Origin of the sequence: Thiofilum sp., assembly GCF_016711335.1 — a bacterium.
Classification (GTDB): domain Bacteria; phylum Pseudomonadota; class Gammaproteobacteria; order Thiotrichales; family Thiotrichaceae; genus Thiofilum.
Genome location: NZ_JADJTF010000001.1, coordinates 3,355,609 through 3,373,897, shown reverse-complemented (window position 1 = coordinate 3,373,897; position 18,289 = coordinate 3,355,609). Strand labels below are relative to the sequence as shown.

Annotated in this window: 18 protein-coding genes; 10 read left to right on the top strand and 8 right to left on the bottom strand. The window is 44.3% G+C overall.

All coding sequences use genetic code 11. The annotated features are described in order from the left end of the window. Positions 1 to 30: 30 nt before the first annotated feature. Genes IPL34_RS15840 through IPL34_RS15830 form a run of 3 tightly spaced genes read right to left on the bottom strand, consistent with a single transcriptional unit; the run spans position 31 to position 4,270 of the window. Positions 31 to 1,116, bottom strand: a complete 1,086-nt coding sequence (locus tag IPL34_RS15840) for a lipocalin-like domain-containing protein (RefSeq protein ID WP_296842423.1) — start codon at positions 1,114 to 1,116, stop codon at positions 31 to 33. After that, positions 1,113 to 3,602, bottom strand: a complete 2,490-nt coding sequence (locus tag IPL34_RS15835) for an FtsX-like permease family protein (protein WP_296842422.1) — start codon at positions 3,600 to 3,602, stop codon at positions 1,113 to 1,115. Before IPL34_RS15835 ends, IPL34_RS15840 begins: the two co-directional genes overlap by 4 nt. After that, on the bottom strand, positions 3,599 to 4,270 hold the full coding sequence (locus IPL34_RS15830; RefSeq protein ID WP_296842421.1) for an ABC transporter ATP-binding protein: 672 nt from the start codon (positions 4,268 to 4,270) through the stop codon (positions 3,599 to 3,601). Before IPL34_RS15830 ends, IPL34_RS15835 begins: the two co-directional genes overlap by 4 nt. A gap of 95 nt (positions 4,271 to 4,365) precedes the next feature. Here IPL34_RS15830 and IPL34_RS15825 point away from each other — a divergent pair, with 95 nt between their 5' ends. After that, positions 4,366 to 5,505 carry a succinylglutamate desuccinylase/aspartoacylase family protein gene (locus IPL34_RS15825; RefSeq protein ID WP_296842420.1) on the top strand — a complete coding sequence of 380 codons (1,140 nt, stop codon included), beginning with the start codon at positions 4,366 to 4,368 and terminating at the stop codon, positions 5,503 to 5,505. A 12-nt stretch (positions 5,506 to 5,517) separates the two neighbouring features. Here IPL34_RS15825 and IPL34_RS15820 read toward each other — a convergent pair whose 3' ends face one another. Continuing rightward, a complete protein-coding gene (locus IPL34_RS15820) occupies positions 5,518 to 6,111 on the bottom strand; it encodes a hypothetical protein (RefSeq protein WP_296842419.1) in 594 nt (197 codons plus the stop codon). A 21-nt stretch (positions 6,112 to 6,132) separates the two neighbouring features. Between IPL34_RS15820 and IPL34_RS15815 the strand changes: the two genes are divergently transcribed. The 3 genes from IPL34_RS15815 to IPL34_RS15805 are packed head-to-tail and all read left to right on the top strand — an operon-like array spanning position 6,133 to position 7,108. After that, on the top strand, positions 6,133 to 6,405 hold the full coding sequence (locus IPL34_RS15815) for a hypothetical protein (RefSeq protein WP_296842418.1): 273 nt from the start codon (positions 6,133 to 6,135) through the stop codon (positions 6,403 to 6,405). Continuing rightward, positions 6,405 to 6,710 (top strand): hypothetical protein, encoded by a 306-nt coding sequence (locus IPL34_RS15810; RefSeq protein WP_296842417.1) that lies wholly within the window; start codon positions 6,405 to 6,407, stop codon positions 6,708 to 6,710. The genes IPL34_RS15815 and IPL34_RS15810 overlap by 1 nt, the downstream gene beginning before the upstream one ends. Positions 6,711 to 6,748: 38 nt before the next feature. Continuing rightward, complete coding sequence (locus tag IPL34_RS15805) at positions 6,749 to 7,108, top strand: hypothetical protein (RefSeq protein WP_296842416.1); 360 nt, start codon at positions 6,749 to 6,751, stop codon at positions 7,106 to 7,108. A gap of 189 nt (positions 7,109 to 7,297) precedes the next feature. On the opposite strand, the gene IPL34_RS15800 is transcribed toward IPL34_RS15805, so the two are convergent. Next, positions 7,298 to 8,299, bottom strand: coding sequence for an adenosine deaminase (locus IPL34_RS15800; protein ID WP_296842415.1), 1,002 nt, complete (start codon positions 8,297 to 8,299; stop codon positions 7,298 to 7,300). 143 nt (positions 8,300 to 8,442) lie between these two features. Between IPL34_RS15800 and IPL34_RS15795 the strand changes: the two genes are divergently transcribed. Then, the gene (locus IPL34_RS15795; RefSeq protein WP_296842414.1) at positions 8,443 to 8,754 is read left to right on the top strand and encodes a pyrimidine/purine nucleoside phosphorylase; all 312 of its coding nucleotides are present in this window, start codon (positions 8,443 to 8,445) and stop codon (positions 8,752 to 8,754) included. A gap of 40 nt (positions 8,755 to 8,794) precedes the next feature. Here the strand turns inward: IPL34_RS15795 and IPL34_RS15790 are convergent, their stop codons facing one another. Next, positions 8,795 to 9,640: a hypothetical protein gene (locus IPL34_RS15790; protein ID WP_296842413.1), complete on the bottom strand. Its 846-nt coding sequence runs from the start codon at positions 9,638 to 9,640 to the stop codon at positions 8,795 to 8,797. Positions 9,641 to 9,798: 158 nt separating this feature from the next. Next, positions 9,799 to 10,143 (bottom strand): RidA family protein, encoded by a 345-nt coding sequence (locus IPL34_RS15785; protein ID WP_296842412.1) that lies wholly within the window; start codon positions 10,141 to 10,143, stop codon positions 9,799 to 9,801. A gap of 512 nt (positions 10,144 to 10,655) precedes the next feature. Here IPL34_RS15785 and IPL34_RS15780 point away from each other — a divergent pair. The 4 genes from IPL34_RS15780 to IPL34_RS15765 all read left to right on the top strand — a co-directional run bounded on the left by IPL34_RS15780 (position 10,656) and on the right by IPL34_RS15765 (position 15,898). Next, positions 10,656 to 12,575: a PrkA family serine protein kinase gene (locus tag IPL34_RS15780; RefSeq protein WP_296842411.1), complete on the top strand. Its 1,920-nt coding sequence runs from the start codon at positions 10,656 to 10,658 to the stop codon at positions 12,573 to 12,575. An 83-nt stretch (positions 12,576 to 12,658) separates the two neighbouring features. Then, positions 12,659 to 13,924 (top strand): YeaH/YhbH family protein, encoded by a 1,266-nt coding sequence (locus tag IPL34_RS15775; protein WP_296842410.1) that lies wholly within the window; start codon positions 12,659 to 12,661, stop codon positions 13,922 to 13,924. Between the two features lie 6 nt (positions 13,925 to 13,930). After that, a complete protein-coding gene (locus IPL34_RS15770; protein WP_296842409.1) occupies positions 13,931 to 15,433 on the top strand; it encodes a SpoVR family protein in 1,503 nt (500 codons plus the stop codon). Positions 15,434 to 15,508: 75 nt separating this feature from the next. Beyond that, complete coding sequence (locus IPL34_RS15765; RefSeq protein ID WP_296842408.1) at positions 15,509 to 15,898, top strand: hypothetical protein; 390 nt, start codon at positions 15,509 to 15,511, stop codon at positions 15,896 to 15,898. A gap of 63 nt (positions 15,899 to 15,961) precedes the next feature. Here IPL34_RS15765 and IPL34_RS15760 read toward each other — a convergent pair whose 3' ends face one another. Next, entirely contained in the window at positions 15,962 to 16,402 is a 441-nt protein-coding gene (locus tag IPL34_RS15760) for a MarR family winged helix-turn-helix transcriptional regulator (protein ID WP_296842407.1), read from the bottom strand. A gap of 210 nt (positions 16,403 to 16,612) precedes the next feature. Here IPL34_RS15760 and IPL34_RS15755 point away from each other — a divergent pair, with 210 nt between their 5' ends. Beyond that, positions 16,613 to 18,190 carry a hypothetical protein gene (locus IPL34_RS15755; RefSeq protein WP_296842406.1) on the top strand — a complete coding sequence of 526 codons (1,578 nt, stop codon included), beginning with the start codon at positions 16,613 to 16,615 and terminating at the stop codon, positions 18,188 to 18,190. The last annotated feature ends 99 nt before the right edge of the window (positions 18,191 to 18,289 follow it).

Sequence of the window (18,289 nt, the reverse complement as noted above, 5' to 3'; positions counted from 1 at the left end):
AAAAGTACACGATTACTTTTAGCTGGATACTTAGTATCCAGTCAATTCCATATAACCCATCCCACTTTTTCCGCCATCCACTTCAACTATCCCTTCCCAATACGGAAATTGTGCTGCCATCCATTGATTCGGATAGGGCGTAGTGATTTGCCAGCGTTTATTGAGTTTAGGTAATTCAATCGTCCACGCTAGGGGTAAGGTGATAGTGATTTTTTCACCGTGCTTGAGTACCTCAATCGTATCCATAGCCTGTTGTGTTAATTTAATATCGTCCGCCTTTAGGGTTTGGCTCATCCCCTCTGGTGTAACCCAACTGCCACTCAGCCAATGCTGACCATCAGCATGACGCAATTGATACACCATCAAGGCATAACCATCATTAAAGTGCAGTGAAAACCAATCCCAACCCGACTGATTAGGCGCCAGCGGCTGTGAACTCCACTCTCGATCCAGCCATGCAGTTCCTTGTAAGGGGATAGTTTGCCCGTTGCGGGTGGCTGAGCCTTTGATTTGAATATGCGGTTGGCTGTAATAGTAGCTTGCCTGATTACCCGCTGATTTTTGGCTATAACCCTTATCACCCTGTAGCACCCAAGGTTTATCACTTTGTAATTCAAAGCTTAAGTCCCAATCTGCTACCGTAAATTTTAAAGTTGACGGGAAGGGTTCCATCGAAGTACTTTGCCAAGCCCAATCATCCAGCCATGCTGCAAACGGTGTAGTACTCACGCCCGCCTGACCAATGCCCCCGCGTGCAAAGCGTTGTGCTGGAAAATAGCCTTGAGGAGTCGATAGGGCAGCATGTGCCATCCACATTTGGTTACTTTCCCAACCATTTAATATCGGATTGGGCGTTAATGATTGCCTAAATAAAGTCCATTGAATGCCCCAAGGTTTACCCTCAGGATCTGTTAAATTCGCAGTGATATACCACCACTCAATACGATACTCAGGGTGTGGCGCATGATCAGCGGGAAAGTTGAATACTCGATTCGGGGTGACTTCGGCATAGCCTTGTGCTTCTTGACGTAGCACTTGATAGACATCTTGGGTAGCACTTTCTGCCAACAATAAGTTACTCCAAAGACTAAGCAGTAATAATCCTAGTATTCTCATGCTTGACCTCCCAACCGTGCTAAGGCTTGCGGTAATTGGCGTTTCAATTGCCATGCAACCAGCGCTAATGTAATAACAATCACGCCCACCGTCATAAGCGCTAAAATCCAAGCAGGTTGCATTGACCACAGTAAGGGCATACTCCAACCAAACGCCATTACATTAAGCTTATGAATCAAAATCCACGACAATAATGCACCTAAGGGTAAAGAGACTAACCATGTGACGGCGGCCCAAATCAGCAGCGGCGTACTCATTACTAACCATTGCTCAGTCGTATTCACGCCCAAAGCTCGCCATTGGGCAAATTCAGGCAAGCGCTCTTGCAATATCGCCATGAGTGCCGCGAGCAAAGCAATACCAGCCACCCATAAGGTCAAAGTGTTCATCGCGGCCGTCATAGCAAAAGTACGTTCAAAAATAGTCATCGACACGTCTTTAATGGTTTTTTGCACCGTCCAATCGCCTGCTTTGGCTCCCGCTTCGATTAAAGCTTGTTCGGCTTTAGGTAAATCACTAGGGCTTTTCAGCCAGAGGGAAATATTCCAAGGCTCTGGATGAGTCCAATAGGTTTTAAGTACGGGGTTGGGGATATAAAGCTGGTAATACGGATTGCCATAATCATGCACGAATGCGGCAATGGTGAAAGATTTTAATCCTTGTGGCGTAGTTAGTTCTACGACTTCGCCTAGTTGTTTGCCCCCCAAAAAGTGCAATTGTTCATTAGCGAGTACCCAGTTTTTAGTGGTGTCTAAGCTGCGCCATAGTGCTACTGCATTCGATACCGCTTGAGTAATACCTAGATCATTGGTATCGGGCGCAGTGTGATCAATACCCCGTACAATCAGCGGGCGCTCTTGATAGCGTAAAGTCACCTGAGTGCGTTCATTAGTAGCGGCTAGCCATTGTGCAGTGCTGGGGTTGGCTAATAGTTTTGGTAAATCAAATTGACTACTGCCTTGTACATACAGGTCTGAGGACAGACGTTGCTCTAACCAATTGGAAAGCGAAGTGCGAAAGCTTCCTACCAAAGCCTCCACCCCTAAGTTGGCAGTTAAAGCTAATAACAGCGCCATCATTGCGGTACGCAAAGCGGGCAATTGCGCCCAACCATCACGAATCAACCAACGGCTTTTGAATGAGTTTTTAGGCAGTAGTGTTTCGAGTGCTTTCAAGCTAAGAGCTAATAGAGTGGGTAAAGCCCAAGCACCCGCTAATAAGACTATGCCTAGTAATACAAAGCCTTGTACTAGGGTAGTGATGAAGGGGTATAGAATAAGTGCCACCATACTTAAGACTATTGACGCAATCAGTAAATATTGGCGAGTCCGTTGATCAGTCAACCAATGAGTGCTCAATGAGTTGCTAGGCAAGACGGGTAAGCGTAATTGTTGCCATAGTGGAGTGGCCAGCGCTAACACCAAGCCACCTAAGGTTAAGAGCCACGCTAATACTAAAGTCGTCGGTTGTAAAATAATATCTGCACCGATATTCGCGCCATACAAGGACTGCAAACTTGAACTGACAGTAGGAAGCAGTGTTTGACTCAAACCATAACCGATAGTTAAACCCAAACCACTCCCTATAACACTCCACAGCAGGGTTTCTACCCCAATCGCTAGGGTCAAAGTATGCACACTTACACCGATTAAACGTAAGGTGCGTAAGGTCGGGCGGCGATACCAGAGTGAAAAACGCACTGCATTAAATACAATAAATAGCCCCACCGCAAAAGACAGTAAGCTCATGGCGGTTAGTTGAGTATGTAGGCTTTGAGTCAATTGAGTGAGATCTAAGCTCTGACGATTAGGTACGAGCTGCAAATAGCTGGGTAGTGCTTGCTGTAATTGCTCTTGCCGCTCCGTACTTAATTGGGTAACGGCCAAATAGCTTAAGTTAGTGCGCTGTAATACTTGCAGCGCGGGGGCGATGTCTAGGAGTATTTGCCGCCCTTGTTGAGCTTGAGTTTGTAACACGGCGGGCGGGAGGGTTTGTCCGTTTTTTAATAGGAGTTGCTGATTAGTGCTTAAGTTGAGTTCCTGAGCTAAGTCGGGTGGAAACCATGTTTGATACGGCGGCTGGATAAAGGCTAGACCATTAAACTCTACGGCGGAAGTATTAGTTGCAAGCGCTTCAACGGGTAACACCAGCGGGTCGGTAGCAATCAAAGGGATGCGTTGGTTATTAGCTGTGGTCACTATCCCTTGCACCACGGGATAGACCTCACGAAACCCTAAACGGCGCAACTGAGTATAATCCTCGGTACTTACACCATTACCTTCTTGAGCGCGAATCCAGAAATGCGCTTGAGCACCGAGTACTTGATTAGCATGGTCGTAACTGGCTCTAGCGTGGCTATTAATCACTTGCACGGCTGACCATAAGCCCACGCCAGCACACAGACCCACCAGTAAAAACAACGCTTGCCAAGGGTAGCGCCAGTAGTGACTTAGGAGCGCTTTAAGGCTTAAACCTAACTCACTCATAGCACTTCCTCAGGGTGGAGTACCCCCGATTTGAGCCAATACTGTTGATCTAAATAGCTCGCCATGACTTTGCTGTGCGTGACCATCAGTAGGCTACTGCCTGCTTGTTTGACCAATTCACTGAGTAACGCCATGACTTGCTCACTACTGTGCTCGTCTAAATTACCTGTGGGTTCATCCGCGAGGACTAAGGCGGGTTTATGTAATAAAGCACGGGCGATAGCCACCCGTTGCTGTTGCCCACCGGAGAGTTGATGCGGGTATTTTTGTAATTGACTGGTTAAACCTAAGCGTTCAATCAGCTCCGCTTTCCATTGAGGGTTATAACGTTTGGCGAGTTGGGCTTGAAAGCGAATATTGTCTGCTACGGTTAGCGTACTAATCAAATAAAACTGCTGAAACACTAAGCTGATGGTAGCGCGGCGCAAATGGGCTAATTGGCTTTCACTGAGTGCTGTAATGGATTGATTTTGAATACTGATCGTACCTGCATCAGGTCGATCTAAGCCTGCAATTAAATGCAATAAAGTACTTTTGCCACTACCACTCGCTCCCAATAATGCGGCTGATTGCCCTGCCGCTAGGGTGAAATTCACCCCTGACAAGATCGGTGTGGGTTGACCATCGGGTTGGCGATAGGCTTTAGAAACGTCACTGAGTTTGAGCATAAGGGTATCGTGTTATGGATGATGTACTGAAACAGATGAGGCAGAATAGGGGGAGTGAGCAGAGTTTGGCAAGTAACCAGCATAGGAGGCAAACAATGAGCGTAGAAAAAATAGTAAAAATAATCGAGGGCGATGCTCCGGGGAAACGTACTGAACTCACTTATTTCAAAATCGGCACACCCGCGCCGCGCAAAGTCTTTTTGCAAGCCGCTTTGCATGCCGATGAACAGCCGGGGATTTTGATTCTGCATCATTTACTAGACTACCTGATCGCAGCAGAGCGCCAAGGCTTATTAAATGCTCAGTTTGTGGTTTTTCCTATGGTTAATCCCTTAGGCATGGGTGACATTGGATTTTTACAGCATCAAGGGCGCTATGACCGCAGTTCGGGAGTGAATTTTAATCGCCAATGGCCTGATTTATACACCGCACTCGAAGACAGTATAGGGGACTACCTCACCGATAAGGCTGAGGACAATGTGCAGCGCGTGCGCGAGTTAGTAGAGCATTGGTTGAATGAGCAACAACCGATGAATGCGCTCCAGTGGCAGCGTCATTATGTGATGCTAGAGGCGTTTGATGCGGATTATGTTTTAGATTTGCATTGCGATAGTGATTCCTTACCGCATATTTTTACTATTCCACCCTCAACTACCCTGATGCAAAGTCTATCCGATTGGATGGGCGCTGCGGCGACTTTGGTCTGTGAGGCGAGTGGGGGCAGTTCATTTGATGAGGTGTGGTCAACGTTGTGGAGTCGACTAGCCCAACAATTTCCTGATAAACCTATTCCTCAAGCCACTCATTCGGCGACTTTAGAGTATCGCGGTCAATTTGATACCTTTGATGAATTAAATCAACAAGATGCTCAGCATCTCTATGCCTTTTTCCAAACACAGGGTTTAATTGGTGGAGAGCTAATCTTACCTTTACCTGAGAAAACACCCGCCGCGAGTGAGTTAGCCGCGACCGAAATGATTAAAACTCCACAAGCAGGTTTATTAGCTTATACCGTCGCCTTAGGTCAATACGTGCATAAGGGCGATGTGATTGCCGAGCTAATTAGTTTAGAAGGTGAGGGAGCGTTTCAAGAGCGCACACCCATTACCGCAGGGACATCCGGTATTGTGCTATCGCGTAATACGTTTAAATATGTGTGGCGCGGCGCTACGGTAGCTAAAATTGTAGGCACAGAGCCACTACCCTCACGCGGTAAGTATTTATTGCAGGATTAGAATACAAACCCCCTAGTCTTGGTGTTCAGTGTCATTATTGTCATCCAAAGGTGCAGGCAGGCGTTGCAAAGCCTGCTCATAAGTTAATTGTGCAATCCCCGTTAATTGCATCGACTGCCTTAAGGAACTGGCTAGTGCTGCTGCAAAAACTCGTTGATAAAAGGGCAGTGTGGCTACATACACAGGTAAAGCGGACTGCATACTCTCACTGGCTTGTAAGCTCTGCTCAAAACGCTCACGATTAATACGGATATATTCCAATAATTGCAGGTCTTGAGCTGCTTCAGGACTTAATTCTAATGTCCACGCTAAATCCTCTTGCAACTCGCAACAACCAATCACTTGATCAAAAGTAGGTACACTCCATTGCTCAGGAAAGACGGGCGAAAGCTGAAAGCGTTCACCATAGCGATAGAGCCAATACTTACGCCCGCGAATCGGTTTAAACTGAAAGCGACTTTCCAGCACGAACATGGAGGTAAACAAATCGGCGCTAATTTGCTCGACCGTTTTGGGGATAATACACAGCGCATCACTAGCATGGTGCAATGCTGCTAACACGGGCACAAGTCCCTTGCCTTGTGGATTAGGATTTTTTTGTGTCATAGCTATCGTTTAGGAGTCCAAATGTATCAGCATAAACTGCAAAACCAATTACAAGCCCGCATTATCATTCAGCCTGACACTCAATGCTGGGAGTGGCAAGGGCAGATTTCTAATAGCGGGCGCGGGCGCATCATGATCCAAAGCGAGGACGGCACAACGCGCACCGTAAGCGCTGAAGATGCCAGCTATCTAGCCTTTATAGGCGCTATCCCTGCCAAAACCTTAGTCAAGCAAAGCTGTGGCAATCGTTTGTGTATTAACCCAGAGCATTTAGACTTAATGGAGTTACCCTAATGGCTGAAAAAGACATTATAAGCAAAGACGTACTACGACACCTCGCCGCTGATATAGCCAATATTTTGCTACATCTGGATGTAGAGCACGATTCGGTAGAGCTACTGCAAACTGAGCAACAACGTATCGAATCGCGCCGTGCTGATATGGTCGCCCGCATGCGCCGTCGTACTACAGGTGAGCGCTTTATTCTGCATGTTGAAATCCAAAATGCGAATGATCCCACGATGCCGATCCGCATGTTGCGCTACCTAACGGATATTGTCATGCTCAACCATAGTGAGCCGGTCTATTCAAACAACTGACCGCCGATAATGAACAAGCGTTTCGCAATTATTATGAAATGTTGGAGACTTTAGCTGATAATAGAGACTTACAAGCCAACTTAGATGAGGCAAAAGCTATGCTCACTCAAGTCGATGTTACCCGCTTCGCTAGTTATCGTTGGGGCTATGAAGCTGGCAAGCAATACTTCCAGCCCTTATTAGAAGAGAAAGAACAGCAACTATTGAATGAACAAATGCTTCGTCAAGCCGAACAAAAACGCTTGGCAGAAGAGAAACAAAGAATTCGTCGTAGTGTGCAGCAATTAGCGCTTATGAACACTATGACTCTGCAAGCGATTGCTGATTTATTTCAGCTAAGCCTTTCAGAAGTAGAGTCCATAGTGGCTAGTCAGAGTAATCCGCCCACCACTCATTAAGCTATTCAATCTAAGTACTTGAGTGAAAGTTATCGGGTATTGCTGGAGCAGTCTTGGCGGCATGGATGCCGCCTTGAAGCGTACAAGGATGTATTCACAGCGCCTGCGGAAGGAATGCTCGATAACTTTTGCATGACTACTTATAACGCTGTATCTATTTTTGGTACAGCATCAGCGGGCTTTCTAGTGTCATAACTGCTGTAAGCGCTTTACCCATTCCGCTTTTTCTGCGTCTGACAAAAAGCTTGCCTCAAAACTATTTTGTGCCAGTTTAATGGCTTGAGCTTTGGTCATAGGCAATGCATCGGCGACAGCGACAAAATTTTCAGTCATATAGCCACCAAAATAAGCCGGATCATCGGAGTTAATCGTCACCTTCACGCCGCGCTCTAGTAGCTCTAAAACATTATGTTCGCGCATATCCTTAAACACACAGAGCTTAATATTGGACAAGGGGCACACGGTCAGTGGCATTTGGATATTAATTAAATGCTCAACTAGAGCGGGATCTTCCACACAACGCACACCGTGATCAATACGTTCTACTTTTAATAAATTCAATGCTTGCCCAATATAATCGGCGGGACCCTCTTCACCTGCATGGGCTACCGTTAAAAATCCTGCCTCGCGTGCTTTAGTAAACACGCGCTCAAATAATTCAGGAGGAAAACCTTTTTCAGAACTATCTAAACCTACCGCCATGATTTTATCTTGATAAGGTAACGCCTGTTCCAAGGTTGCAAACGCAGCGCTTTCAGGTAAATGACGCAAAAAGCACATAATCAGGCGACTACTAATACCTAATTGCTGTTCGGCATCCTTCAACGCACGATCAATGCCATTAATCACTGTGGCGAAGGCAATACCCCGCTCGGTGTGGGTTTGTGGGTCAAAAAAGGGTTCAACATGCAGCACATTTTGTGCTTTACAACGCTCTAAATACGCCCATGTTAAATCATAAAAATCCTGTTCGGTTTGCAGTACATTAGCCCCTTGATAGTAAATATCCAGAAAATCCTGCAAATTACTAAATTGATAGGCGGCCCGTATCGCATTGACAGAATCAAAGGGGAGGGTGATCTGATTGCGTTGGGCTAATTGAAACATCAGTTCGGGTTCAAGACTGCCCTCTAGGTGCATATGCAGTTCAGCTTTGGGCAGCTCATTCAGAAAGTGGTGAAAAGTATTCATAAATTTAGGTATTCATCGCTAGTTAGACTTAGACAGCAGTGTAGCGAATGTCATAGACGCTCGCTATGGTTAGCAAAGGATTGACCGTTTTAGTCTGGTTTGAGAGGATGCGGCGGTTTAATAATGGATGAGAGTATTTCAATATGAGTCAATTCGATAATGTGTCAGTGTCTAAAACCGCCAATATTTATTTTGACGGTAAATGTGTGAGTTATGCCGTGCAATTAGCCGAGGGTAGCCGTAAAACAGTAGGGGTGATCTTTCCCGCTAGCCTTACCTTTAATACCGGAGCACCGGAAATTATGGAACTACAACAAGGTCAATGCCGGATTAAATTAGCAGGCAGTGATGAGTGGCAAGCTTATGCTGGGGGCGAGTCATTTAGCGTTCCGGGCAATAGTTCATTCCAAATTGAGGTGAGTGAAACGCTGCATTATGTGTGTCATTTCGGTTAACACACCAGAGCAATAGGTAATATACCTATTGCTATTCACATCAAGCCCAGAGAATGAGTGGGTCTTGCTCCATAATAGTAGCCAAGTCCGGGACGGGTGTGGCTAAATCCGCAGGATAATAAACATCCGCAATCAGCGGTTCTTCTAACATCAGTAAATCCGGTGCTAGTAGTGTGTCAGTAGAAGTTGTGGGGTAGCGATCTATTAACGTTTGCGTTACAGGTAAAGTCGCTTCCTCTAAGGTGCGACTAGCCACACGGGGACGGCTAGGCTCAAGGGGCGTAAGCGGCGCTTGATCTATAGGGTTTAAGAGTGATACCGCACTGCTGTCACGCGCTGCAAATACAGGAGAGGCGCGTAAAGCAGCAGGGGCAGGCTCAGCGACACTTAAACCGCGTGGTGAACTTGAGCTAGGGGGCGTAGTGCTAAGACTGGGAGCGGGACGCGATGGGGTAGTATCACTGCTAGAGGTGGTGGGCACAGTGGGTACGGTTGTAATAGGTTCTGTACTGGCTGTTGGGCGCGGTAACAGGCTGCTTGCTACACGCTCAATAGTACTCATAGACCCCCGAATTAGGCTCAAAACATTATTATCTGAGCGCGTAGGCTCAGGTGTGGTTGAGCCACTCGCTGTTAAAGGGTTAGTCGCTCTGGGTGTCGTTGAGGGAGTAGCAGGTGACTCGGTACTAGGCTCAGTACTATCCGTACTACTGGGTCTGATAGCTTCTACAATACGCGTCACACTATTATGAAAACTATCCGTACTCGGTGCAGGCGGTGGTGTGGTGTTATTACTAAGGCTAGGCGGTAAACTAATCGTAATAGGTCGTTCCATTACAGACCGATTACGCGGAAAATCCGTGCTAGCAAGATAGGCTGTGGCCATGGACTACCTCGAACATGAGAATTTAGGTTTAGAATAGTTGTTGTTATAGATATAACCAGTAAACCTATAGAGGGTGATTTAGACAAGCGGTAGTAGGTCGAGGATAACTTAACGATCAGGAGTACGCAGTTGCTCACTCCTGATTAGCTCAGCCGGTATTAATCACAAGCCGCCGTAATAACAATTTCTATTTTATAGTGCTCGGCTGCAAGGCGTGCTTCACAACAAGCGCGTGCCGGTGCAAGCCCTGGGGGAATCCAAGCATCCCAAATTTCATTCATCGCAGCATAATCGGCCATATCTTTTAACCAAATAATGGCCTGTAGGATTTTATCGCGTCCACTATTCACCTGTTTTAATAAGTCGTCAATTTGTGCTAAACAGTGGCGAGTTTGCGCTTGAATAGTATCCCCTTCACCGACCTGCCCGCATAAATAGGCAACGCCACGATGAGTAACGGCCTCACTATAGCGGATGCTGGTGTGGTAGCGTTTAAGCAGCATAATTATCAATCCTCTGTCGTTATGGTTCGTGATTTAACTCTTAATAAACGAACTATTTTTAAGCGAGCTTAGAATAAAAAATACACAACACCTAAAGGTGAATAAAACACAGTTAATGCTTTAGAAGTCGTGCTAAAGTAATGAGGTATGAAGAAAACAGATTAAGCCAGCGTATTCAGAGTACGTTTATATGAATGAGCATACATTGATCAAGAGCAAATGCGTAGTATTGCTTACTAAAATATACTAAAAATAGTTGAGTATGGAACTACATAAAGTACCTTCAGGGGCTAGCTTGACTGGCTTACTAGCTTAGGTTGCAGTCATTATTTTAGGGCTTAATCAAGTCTAGGATTTTCTCCTATAAATGCCGTCTGAACTTGAAGAAGTACCTTTTTTGCGCCTAAGATCATCATAAGGTAGAGTGAGAATAATCTTAGTCTGCCATGACCATTTGACAATGTAACTCAGCATACGGGGCTAACACCACGCTGTGCTGTAAGGGGTAAGGAATGAGCATTTTTGATCATTATCAATCACGCTATGAGTCTTTTCAGGAGGAGGAGTATTCCTTACAGGAGTATTTAGAACTCTGTAAGAAAGACCGTATGGCTTATGCCAGTGCCGCGGAGCGCATGTTGGCGGCGATTGGTGAACCGGAGATTGTGGACACCTCACGTGATCCAGCATTGAGCCGTATATTCTCCAATAAAATGATTCGCCGTTATCCTGCTTTTTATGAATTTTATGGCATGGAAGAAAGCATTGAGCAAATCGTGTCTTTCTTTAGACATGCCGCTCAAGGCTTAGAAGAAAGTAAACAAATACTCTATCTATTAGGGCCTGTTGGTGGGGGTAAATCCTCATTAGCTGAGCGTCTGAAAGCTTTAATGGAAAAAGAGCCGATTTATTGCATTAAAGGTTCTCCCGTTAATGAGTCACCTTTAGGTTTATTTGGTCTTGAAGATGCAGCGATTTTAAAAGAAGATTATGGTATTCCAGAGCGCTATTTAAAAACTATTATGTCACCGTGGGCTGCTAAGCGCCTCAAAGAATACGGCGGGGATATTACTCGCTTTAAAGTAGTGAAGCGTTATCCTTCGCGCCTTAATCAAATTGCACTTTCTAAAACCGAGCCGGGTGATGAAAATAACCAAGATATTTCATCCTTAGTCGGTAAAGTCGATATTCGTAAATTAGAAGATTATCCCCAAAATGATCCTGATGCTTATAGCTATTCAGGTGGCTTATGTTTGTCTAATCAGGGCTTAATGGAGTTCGTGGAGATGTTCAAAGCTCCCATTAAAGTACTCCACCCCTTATTAACGGCTACCCAAGAAGGTAATTATAACGGTACAGAAAGTATCGGTGCGATTCCTTTTAATGGAGTTATTTTAGCTCACTCCAATGAATCCGAATGGCAAGCCTTTAAGAATAATCGCAATAATGAGGCATTCATCGATCGCGTGAGTATTGTGAAAGTGCCTTATTGCTTGCGTGTTACTCAAGAAATTAATATCTATCAAAAGCTTTTACAAGGTAGTTCTTTAGCTAAAGCACCTTGTGCACCTGATACACTAAAAATGCTAGCGCAGTTTTCCGTACTGTCACGTCTAAAAGTGCCTGAGAATTCTAGCATTTACTCTAAAATGCGTATTTATGATGGTGAAAATCTTAAAGATATTGATCCACGCGCTAAAACCATTCAAGAGTATCAAGATGCAGCGGGTGTGGATGAGGGTATGTCGGGTTTATCCACTCGTTTTGCTTTCAAGATTCTCTCTAAAGTCTTCAATTTTGATGCCACCGAAGTGGCGGCTGATCCCGTACATCTGATGTATGTATTAGAGCGTCAAATTGAAAAAGAACAATTCCCAACCGAAGTTCAAGATCGCTATATTTCCTATATCAAAGAATATCTAGCACCGCGTTATATTGATTTTATTGGCAAAGAAATTCAAACCGCTTATCTAGAGTCTTATTCCGAGTACGGTCAAAATCTATTTGATCGCTATGTCACTTATGCAGATTTTTGGATTCAAGATCAAGAGTATCGTGATCCTGAAACAGGCGATTTCTTAGATCGTGCGGCATTAAATTCTGATTTGGAAAAAATCGAGAAGCCAGCTGGTATTAGTAATCCTAAAGATTTCCGTAATGAAATTGTGAACTTTGTATTGCGGGCGCGGGCTAATAATGGTGGGAAAAATCCAGCATGGACGAGCTATGAAAAGTTACGCCGTGTCATTGAAATGAAGATGTTCTCTAGTACTGAAGATTTATTACCCGTTATTTCTTACGGTGCTAAATCCTCAGCCGAAGAGCAACGCAAACATGATAATTTTGTAGATCGTATGATGAAGCGCGGTTATACCGAACGCCAAGTACGCTTATTATCTGAGTGGTATTTGCGGGTACGTAAATCACAATAAGATAGTTGATAAACTACCTCTTAGTTAAGAGGTAGTTTAAAACCTCATAGTAGGTTATAGGTAATTAATACAAGGAGAGCTGTATGGCTTATGTTGTTGACCGCCGACTTAATAGCAAAAATAAAAGTCTGGTAAACCGCCAGCGCTTTCTTAAACGTTATCATAACCAAATTCGTAAAGCGGTTTCCGATGCGGTCAGCCGTCGTAATATGACTGATATGGAGCAGGGCGAAAATATTACTATTCCTAAACGGGATATATCTGAACCTGTATTTCATCATGGCTCCGGTGGCAAGCGCGAAATTGTACATCCGGGCAATAAAGAATTCATTCAAGGCGATAAAATCCCGCGTCCACAAGGCGGAGCAGGTGGCTCCGGCTCAGGAGATGCGAGTAATAGCGGCGAGGGTGAGGATGATTTTGCCTTTCAAATTTCCCAGCAAGAATTTTTAGAGTATTTATTTGAAGATTTAGCGCTACCTAATATGATTAAACGTCAGTTAGTGGGAAGCGATTCTTTCGATACGCGTCGTGCGGGCATTAGTGAGGTCGGTAATCCTAATCAGCTCAATATTGTACGCTCGTTAAAAAGCGCTTATGCACGACGTATTGCCTTAGGGGGTAAAGCCAGACGTGAGCGGCGCGAATTAAAAGCCGAATTGGAAACTTTGCCAGAGTCTGAAGCAGAGCGGCGTTTAATAATAGAAGAAGAAATTAACCGTTTAAACATTCGACTAAATGCTATTCCCTTCTTAGATGATTTTGATCTTAAATATAATTTACAGGTTAAAATTCCCAAGCCCTCTCCTAAGGCAGTGATGTTTTGTGTAATGGACGTTTCAGGTTCTATGACACAAGATATTAAAGATACCGCTAAACGCTTCTTCTTTTTGCTGTATCTGTTCTTAAAAAAGAACTATGAAAAAATTGATGTGGTGTTTATTCGCCATCATACTCAAGCCCAAGAAGTGGATGAGGAAACTTTTTTCTATTCACGCGAAACAGGTGGTACAGTCGTTTCTAGCGCCTTAAAGTTAATGGCAGATATTATTGAGGAGCGCTACTCCCCTGATGAGTGGAATATCTATGCCGCACAGGCTTCTGATGGGGATAATTGGCAAGAAGATAATATGCGTTGCCATAAAATACTCACCGAAAATGTATTACCCGCAGTGCAATACTTAACTTATATTGAAATCGGTGATCGACAACCACAGGGCTTATGGCATTTATATGAGCATTTAAAAAATGATTATGCAGATCGTTTTGCTATTCAGCGGGTGCGTAATAACTCAGAAATCTACCCCGTGTTCCGTGAGCTATTTCAAAAATCGATTGATAAAGGATAAGCAACCATGACGAGTAAATTAATATCCACCAGCTCTGATTGGACATTTGAAACGATTGAAGCTTATGATCGAGAAATAGGGCGCATAGCACGAGATAAGTTTAAATTAGATACTTATCCTAATCAGATTGAAATGATTCGCTCGGATCAAATGATGGATGCTTATGCCTCAGTCGGCATGCCAGTATTTTATAATCACTGGTCTTACGGTAAGCATTTTGTTTCGGTCGAGCAAAACTATTCACGCGGACGCATGGGTTTAGCTTATGAAATCGTAATTAATTCTAATCCCTGTATTGCGTATTTAATGGAAGAAAATAGTTTGACTATGCAGGCATTAGTTATTGCACATGCTTGTTATGGTCATAATTCTTTTTTTAAGGGTAATTATTTATTTCGTAGCTGGACGGATGCAGAAGCGATTATTGATTACCTATTATTTGCTAAAAATTATATTACCCAATGTGAAGAGCGTCATGGGGTGCAAGAAGTTGAGCAGTTATTGGATTCTTGCCATGCCTTGATGAATTATGGAGTAGATCGTTATAAGCGCCCCAAACCTATTTCAGCCGCAGAAGAGGTACTACGCCAACAAGAGCGTGAAGTTTATATTCAACAACATATTAATGATTTATGGCGTACTATTCCCAGTCGTAAACAAAGCGGGCAAACTTTTAAAGAAGAAATAAAGTTTCCTGCCGATCCACAAGAAAATATTTTATACTTTATGGAAAAAAACGCGCCCATGTTAGAGAATTGGCAGCGTGAGATTATCCGTATTGTACGTAAAATTGCGCAATATTTTTATCCACAGCGTCAAACTCAAGTGATGAATGAAGGTTGGGCTACCTTCTGGCATTACACTTTACTCAATGAAATGTATGATCAGGGCTTGGTGAGCGATGGCTTTATGATGGAGTTTTTAACTTCACATACTAATGTGGTCGCGCAACCTGATTTTGATAGCCGTTATTATTCGGGTATTAATCCTTATGCCTTAGGGTTTGCCATGATGAAGGATATTCGCCGTATCTGCGAAAATCCGACGGCTGAGGATAAAGCATGGTTTCCTGATATTGCAGGCTCTGATTGGATTAAAACGCTCGATTATGTCATGCGTAATTACCGCGATGAGAGCTTTATTTTACAATTTATGTCGCCTAAAATTATGCGCGATTTTCATTTCTTTGCTCTGCAAGATGATGATCGTGCGAATGCGATTGAGGTGAAGGCGATTCATAATGACGAGGGTTATCGAGCTTTGCGCGAAACCTTGTCCCAACAGTATAATTTAAGCTATCGTGAGCCGGATATTCAGGTCGAAAGCGTGAATTTGCGGGGTGATCGCTCCTTAACCTTAAGCCATTATATGAGTGAGCGGCGACCGCTGGGTAATGATACTTACGAGCTATTACGTCATATCCATCATATTTGGGGCTATGATGTTTACCTCAACTCAGTAGAGCCTGACGGGCGTCGGGCGCGTAGTTACCGTTTAGGTGCTAGCTAACTAGATAAGATTAGTCGTTTTTTTTAGGTGTTACTGAATGAGTAGCACCTGTTTGTTATTTGGGTGAATAGGGCTATGGAAGATAATAAAACATCGGAATGTCTCAATTGTCATAAAGTAGGCTGTCATGGTGTGCGTCATCGCATGTGTGCGGATAAAAAAGGTGGTATACCGCGCTTAGTGACAGAATGTCAGTGGTGTGAAGCTAGACTGGTAGCTAAGAGTAAACATACTTGGATTGAGTATGCGGCTATTTTAATGCTTTTTACCCCCTTAGCGATTTTAGAGTATTGGCCGCATACACCGTGGCTATATTCAGTGCTGATTGTGGTGTTAGCTTTAGCATTAATTATTTGGGCTAAGCTGGGCGTGAGTTATCAATTGGCGCATAAATTAGAGCGTCGGTATCAAGCGACTAATACTAAAGACTTAAAAGCTAAATCATCGGCTGAGGTTAGAACTTAAGCACTCTTAAACCACCTTAGTTTAATGCTGTGGTGGTTTTGTGGTGGTTTCACTCCAGCACTATTAGCCTTTTTGCTCCTGCCCCCAGTGCTCTAACTTTTTTAATCCTAGCAGTAAATGTTGATAAGTTTCTGTACCAATGGCTTGCTCAAAGGCTTGATTCCATTGTAAAACGTCTGGCTCAATGAGGTGGTATAGCGCCCGCCCTGTAGCCGTGAGGGTGATATGCGAGACACGTTTATCAATAGGATCGGTCATACGTTCAATCAGCGCCTTACTAGCCATTAAAATCAAAGCGCGGCTGACGCGAGCCTTTTCCATATTAGTAAGACGCCGTAAAGCGCTAGGGGTTAGAGAGTTGTGTAAGGCTAGGTGAGCCAATACCCGCCACTCAGAAATAGTGATATGGTGCTGAGCATAGACTTTAGCGAGTGCATGACTCATTAAATCAGCACTCACAACCAAATGATAAGGCAAAAATTGATCTAATTTTAAGGTAGTCATAAGTGGGTTTAGCAGCTAGATTAAATGATTAATTCAGCCTAGAGCCTACTCTAAAGCCTAGAGCGGACTCAATACTCTTTTATTCCGCCATAAATTAGTGAATGATAAGGCTATACCACTCAAAACAAGATCACCTATAACACCTACTTAAGTGTTAAATTTAGGTTGGATCTTATTCATCTTTTGTGCAAACAGGGAGCGCATATTCGCATGAGCACTTTAGTCAAGCGCTTAGTCATAGGGGTACTCTTAGGAGTATTAATTGTTTTTGCGGTCGTGGGGATTAAAAGCACTTTACAACGCCCTACTAATACACCCGTACCGAATGCCACTACTACCAACCCAGTATCAACAGCACCCGCGCCAGCTACTACACAGTCGACTGCGCTTACCTCTAACACTACCACCAATGTTCCTGCACCTGCACCTGATGCGACAGTGCCTACACCACCTGCCGAGCAGCCCAGCATTATAGAACCTACCAGCCAGCAAGATGTCGCACAAACTCCCGATACAGGTCTGCCTCAAGTACCCACGCTGCAAGGCACACCACAAGCCAGTATTCCTCCTGCACAACAGCCGACACCAAATAATGTGCCTCAACCTCCAGCGCCTACGCAAAGCAATACCACTACTGTGACTACGCCACAAATGGTGGATATACCTGCACCCGCTCCCGTGTTAGGTAAATTACAATTAGTCTTAATCGATCCGGCTAATTTAGATGCTAAGCCTAAGGGCAATTTTATTATTACCGATAGCCAAGATGTGCAAGTAGCGATGCAGCAAAATAGTGATGTGGGGCTTTTTGAATTACCTCCGGGGACTTATAAAGCCACAGTGAGCATTAATGGCAAACGCAATACCCGCACGGTACAAATTGTGGGTAATCAGACTAAGATGGAAAATTTCACGCTACCTCCTAGTATGACCACCCCTCCTGCAACCGCGACCGATCCTGCTCCTAGCACCAATGAACCACCGCTTATTCAAGAAGGAACCTTGCAAGTCATTGTTAAAGCCGCCGGAAGTGGTCAAGCAGTACGCGCTAATATTTATGTGCAAAAACCTAATGGCGTGCATATTGCCAGTAAAACGTATACTACTTCAGCGGATTTTCTATTGGAGCCGGGGACTTATAAAATTACGGTTAAAGCCAAAGACAAAGCGGATTTGATCCAAGAAATTAAAATTAATCAGGATAAAGCGACTCGTGTTACCTTTAATATGCAGGCATTGGTGAATAATGCGCCTGTCTTAAAACCCGCTCCAACATTACCTAATACACCCGCTCAATCCAGTACTCCACCAGTAGCGCCGCCACCTGTGGTTACTTTACCAGAGCCAGAGTTGAATAAACCTATTTTAGAGCCGATAGTACCGCCCTTGACTTCATCAGAAGATCCGCGTTTAAAACCTAGACCTATACCGAATAACCCGGCTCAGCCTTTTATTCCACCTCCAGGTAGTGAGATAGACACAGTGCAGAATCAGGGTGAGGAACCGCAATTCGTAACTCCTATGGGAAGTCTTGAGTTACATGCAGTTTCAGGTATTGATAATAGTCCGCTTGCAGTGGATTTTACGGTCACGGATTTACGCGGTAATGTGCTTGAGCGCTTCCGTAGGGTCGCTATTGCTGAACTCAGTTTGCCGGCTCAGGATGTATTGGTGAATATTCATTATCAGGGGATGCGCGGGCGTGAGACGATTAGAGTCCAAGCCGGAGCACCGACGGTGTATACCTTTACGGTAACGCCTAATGACTATGAAGAGTTAACCAACTAGACTCAGGTGATCTTGTCCCTCAGTTTGCAAGGACTAGCCAACTGAGGGGCAAAAACGGTTTTTTGCGTGACAGATCACTAAATCTTAAGCTAAGGTAGA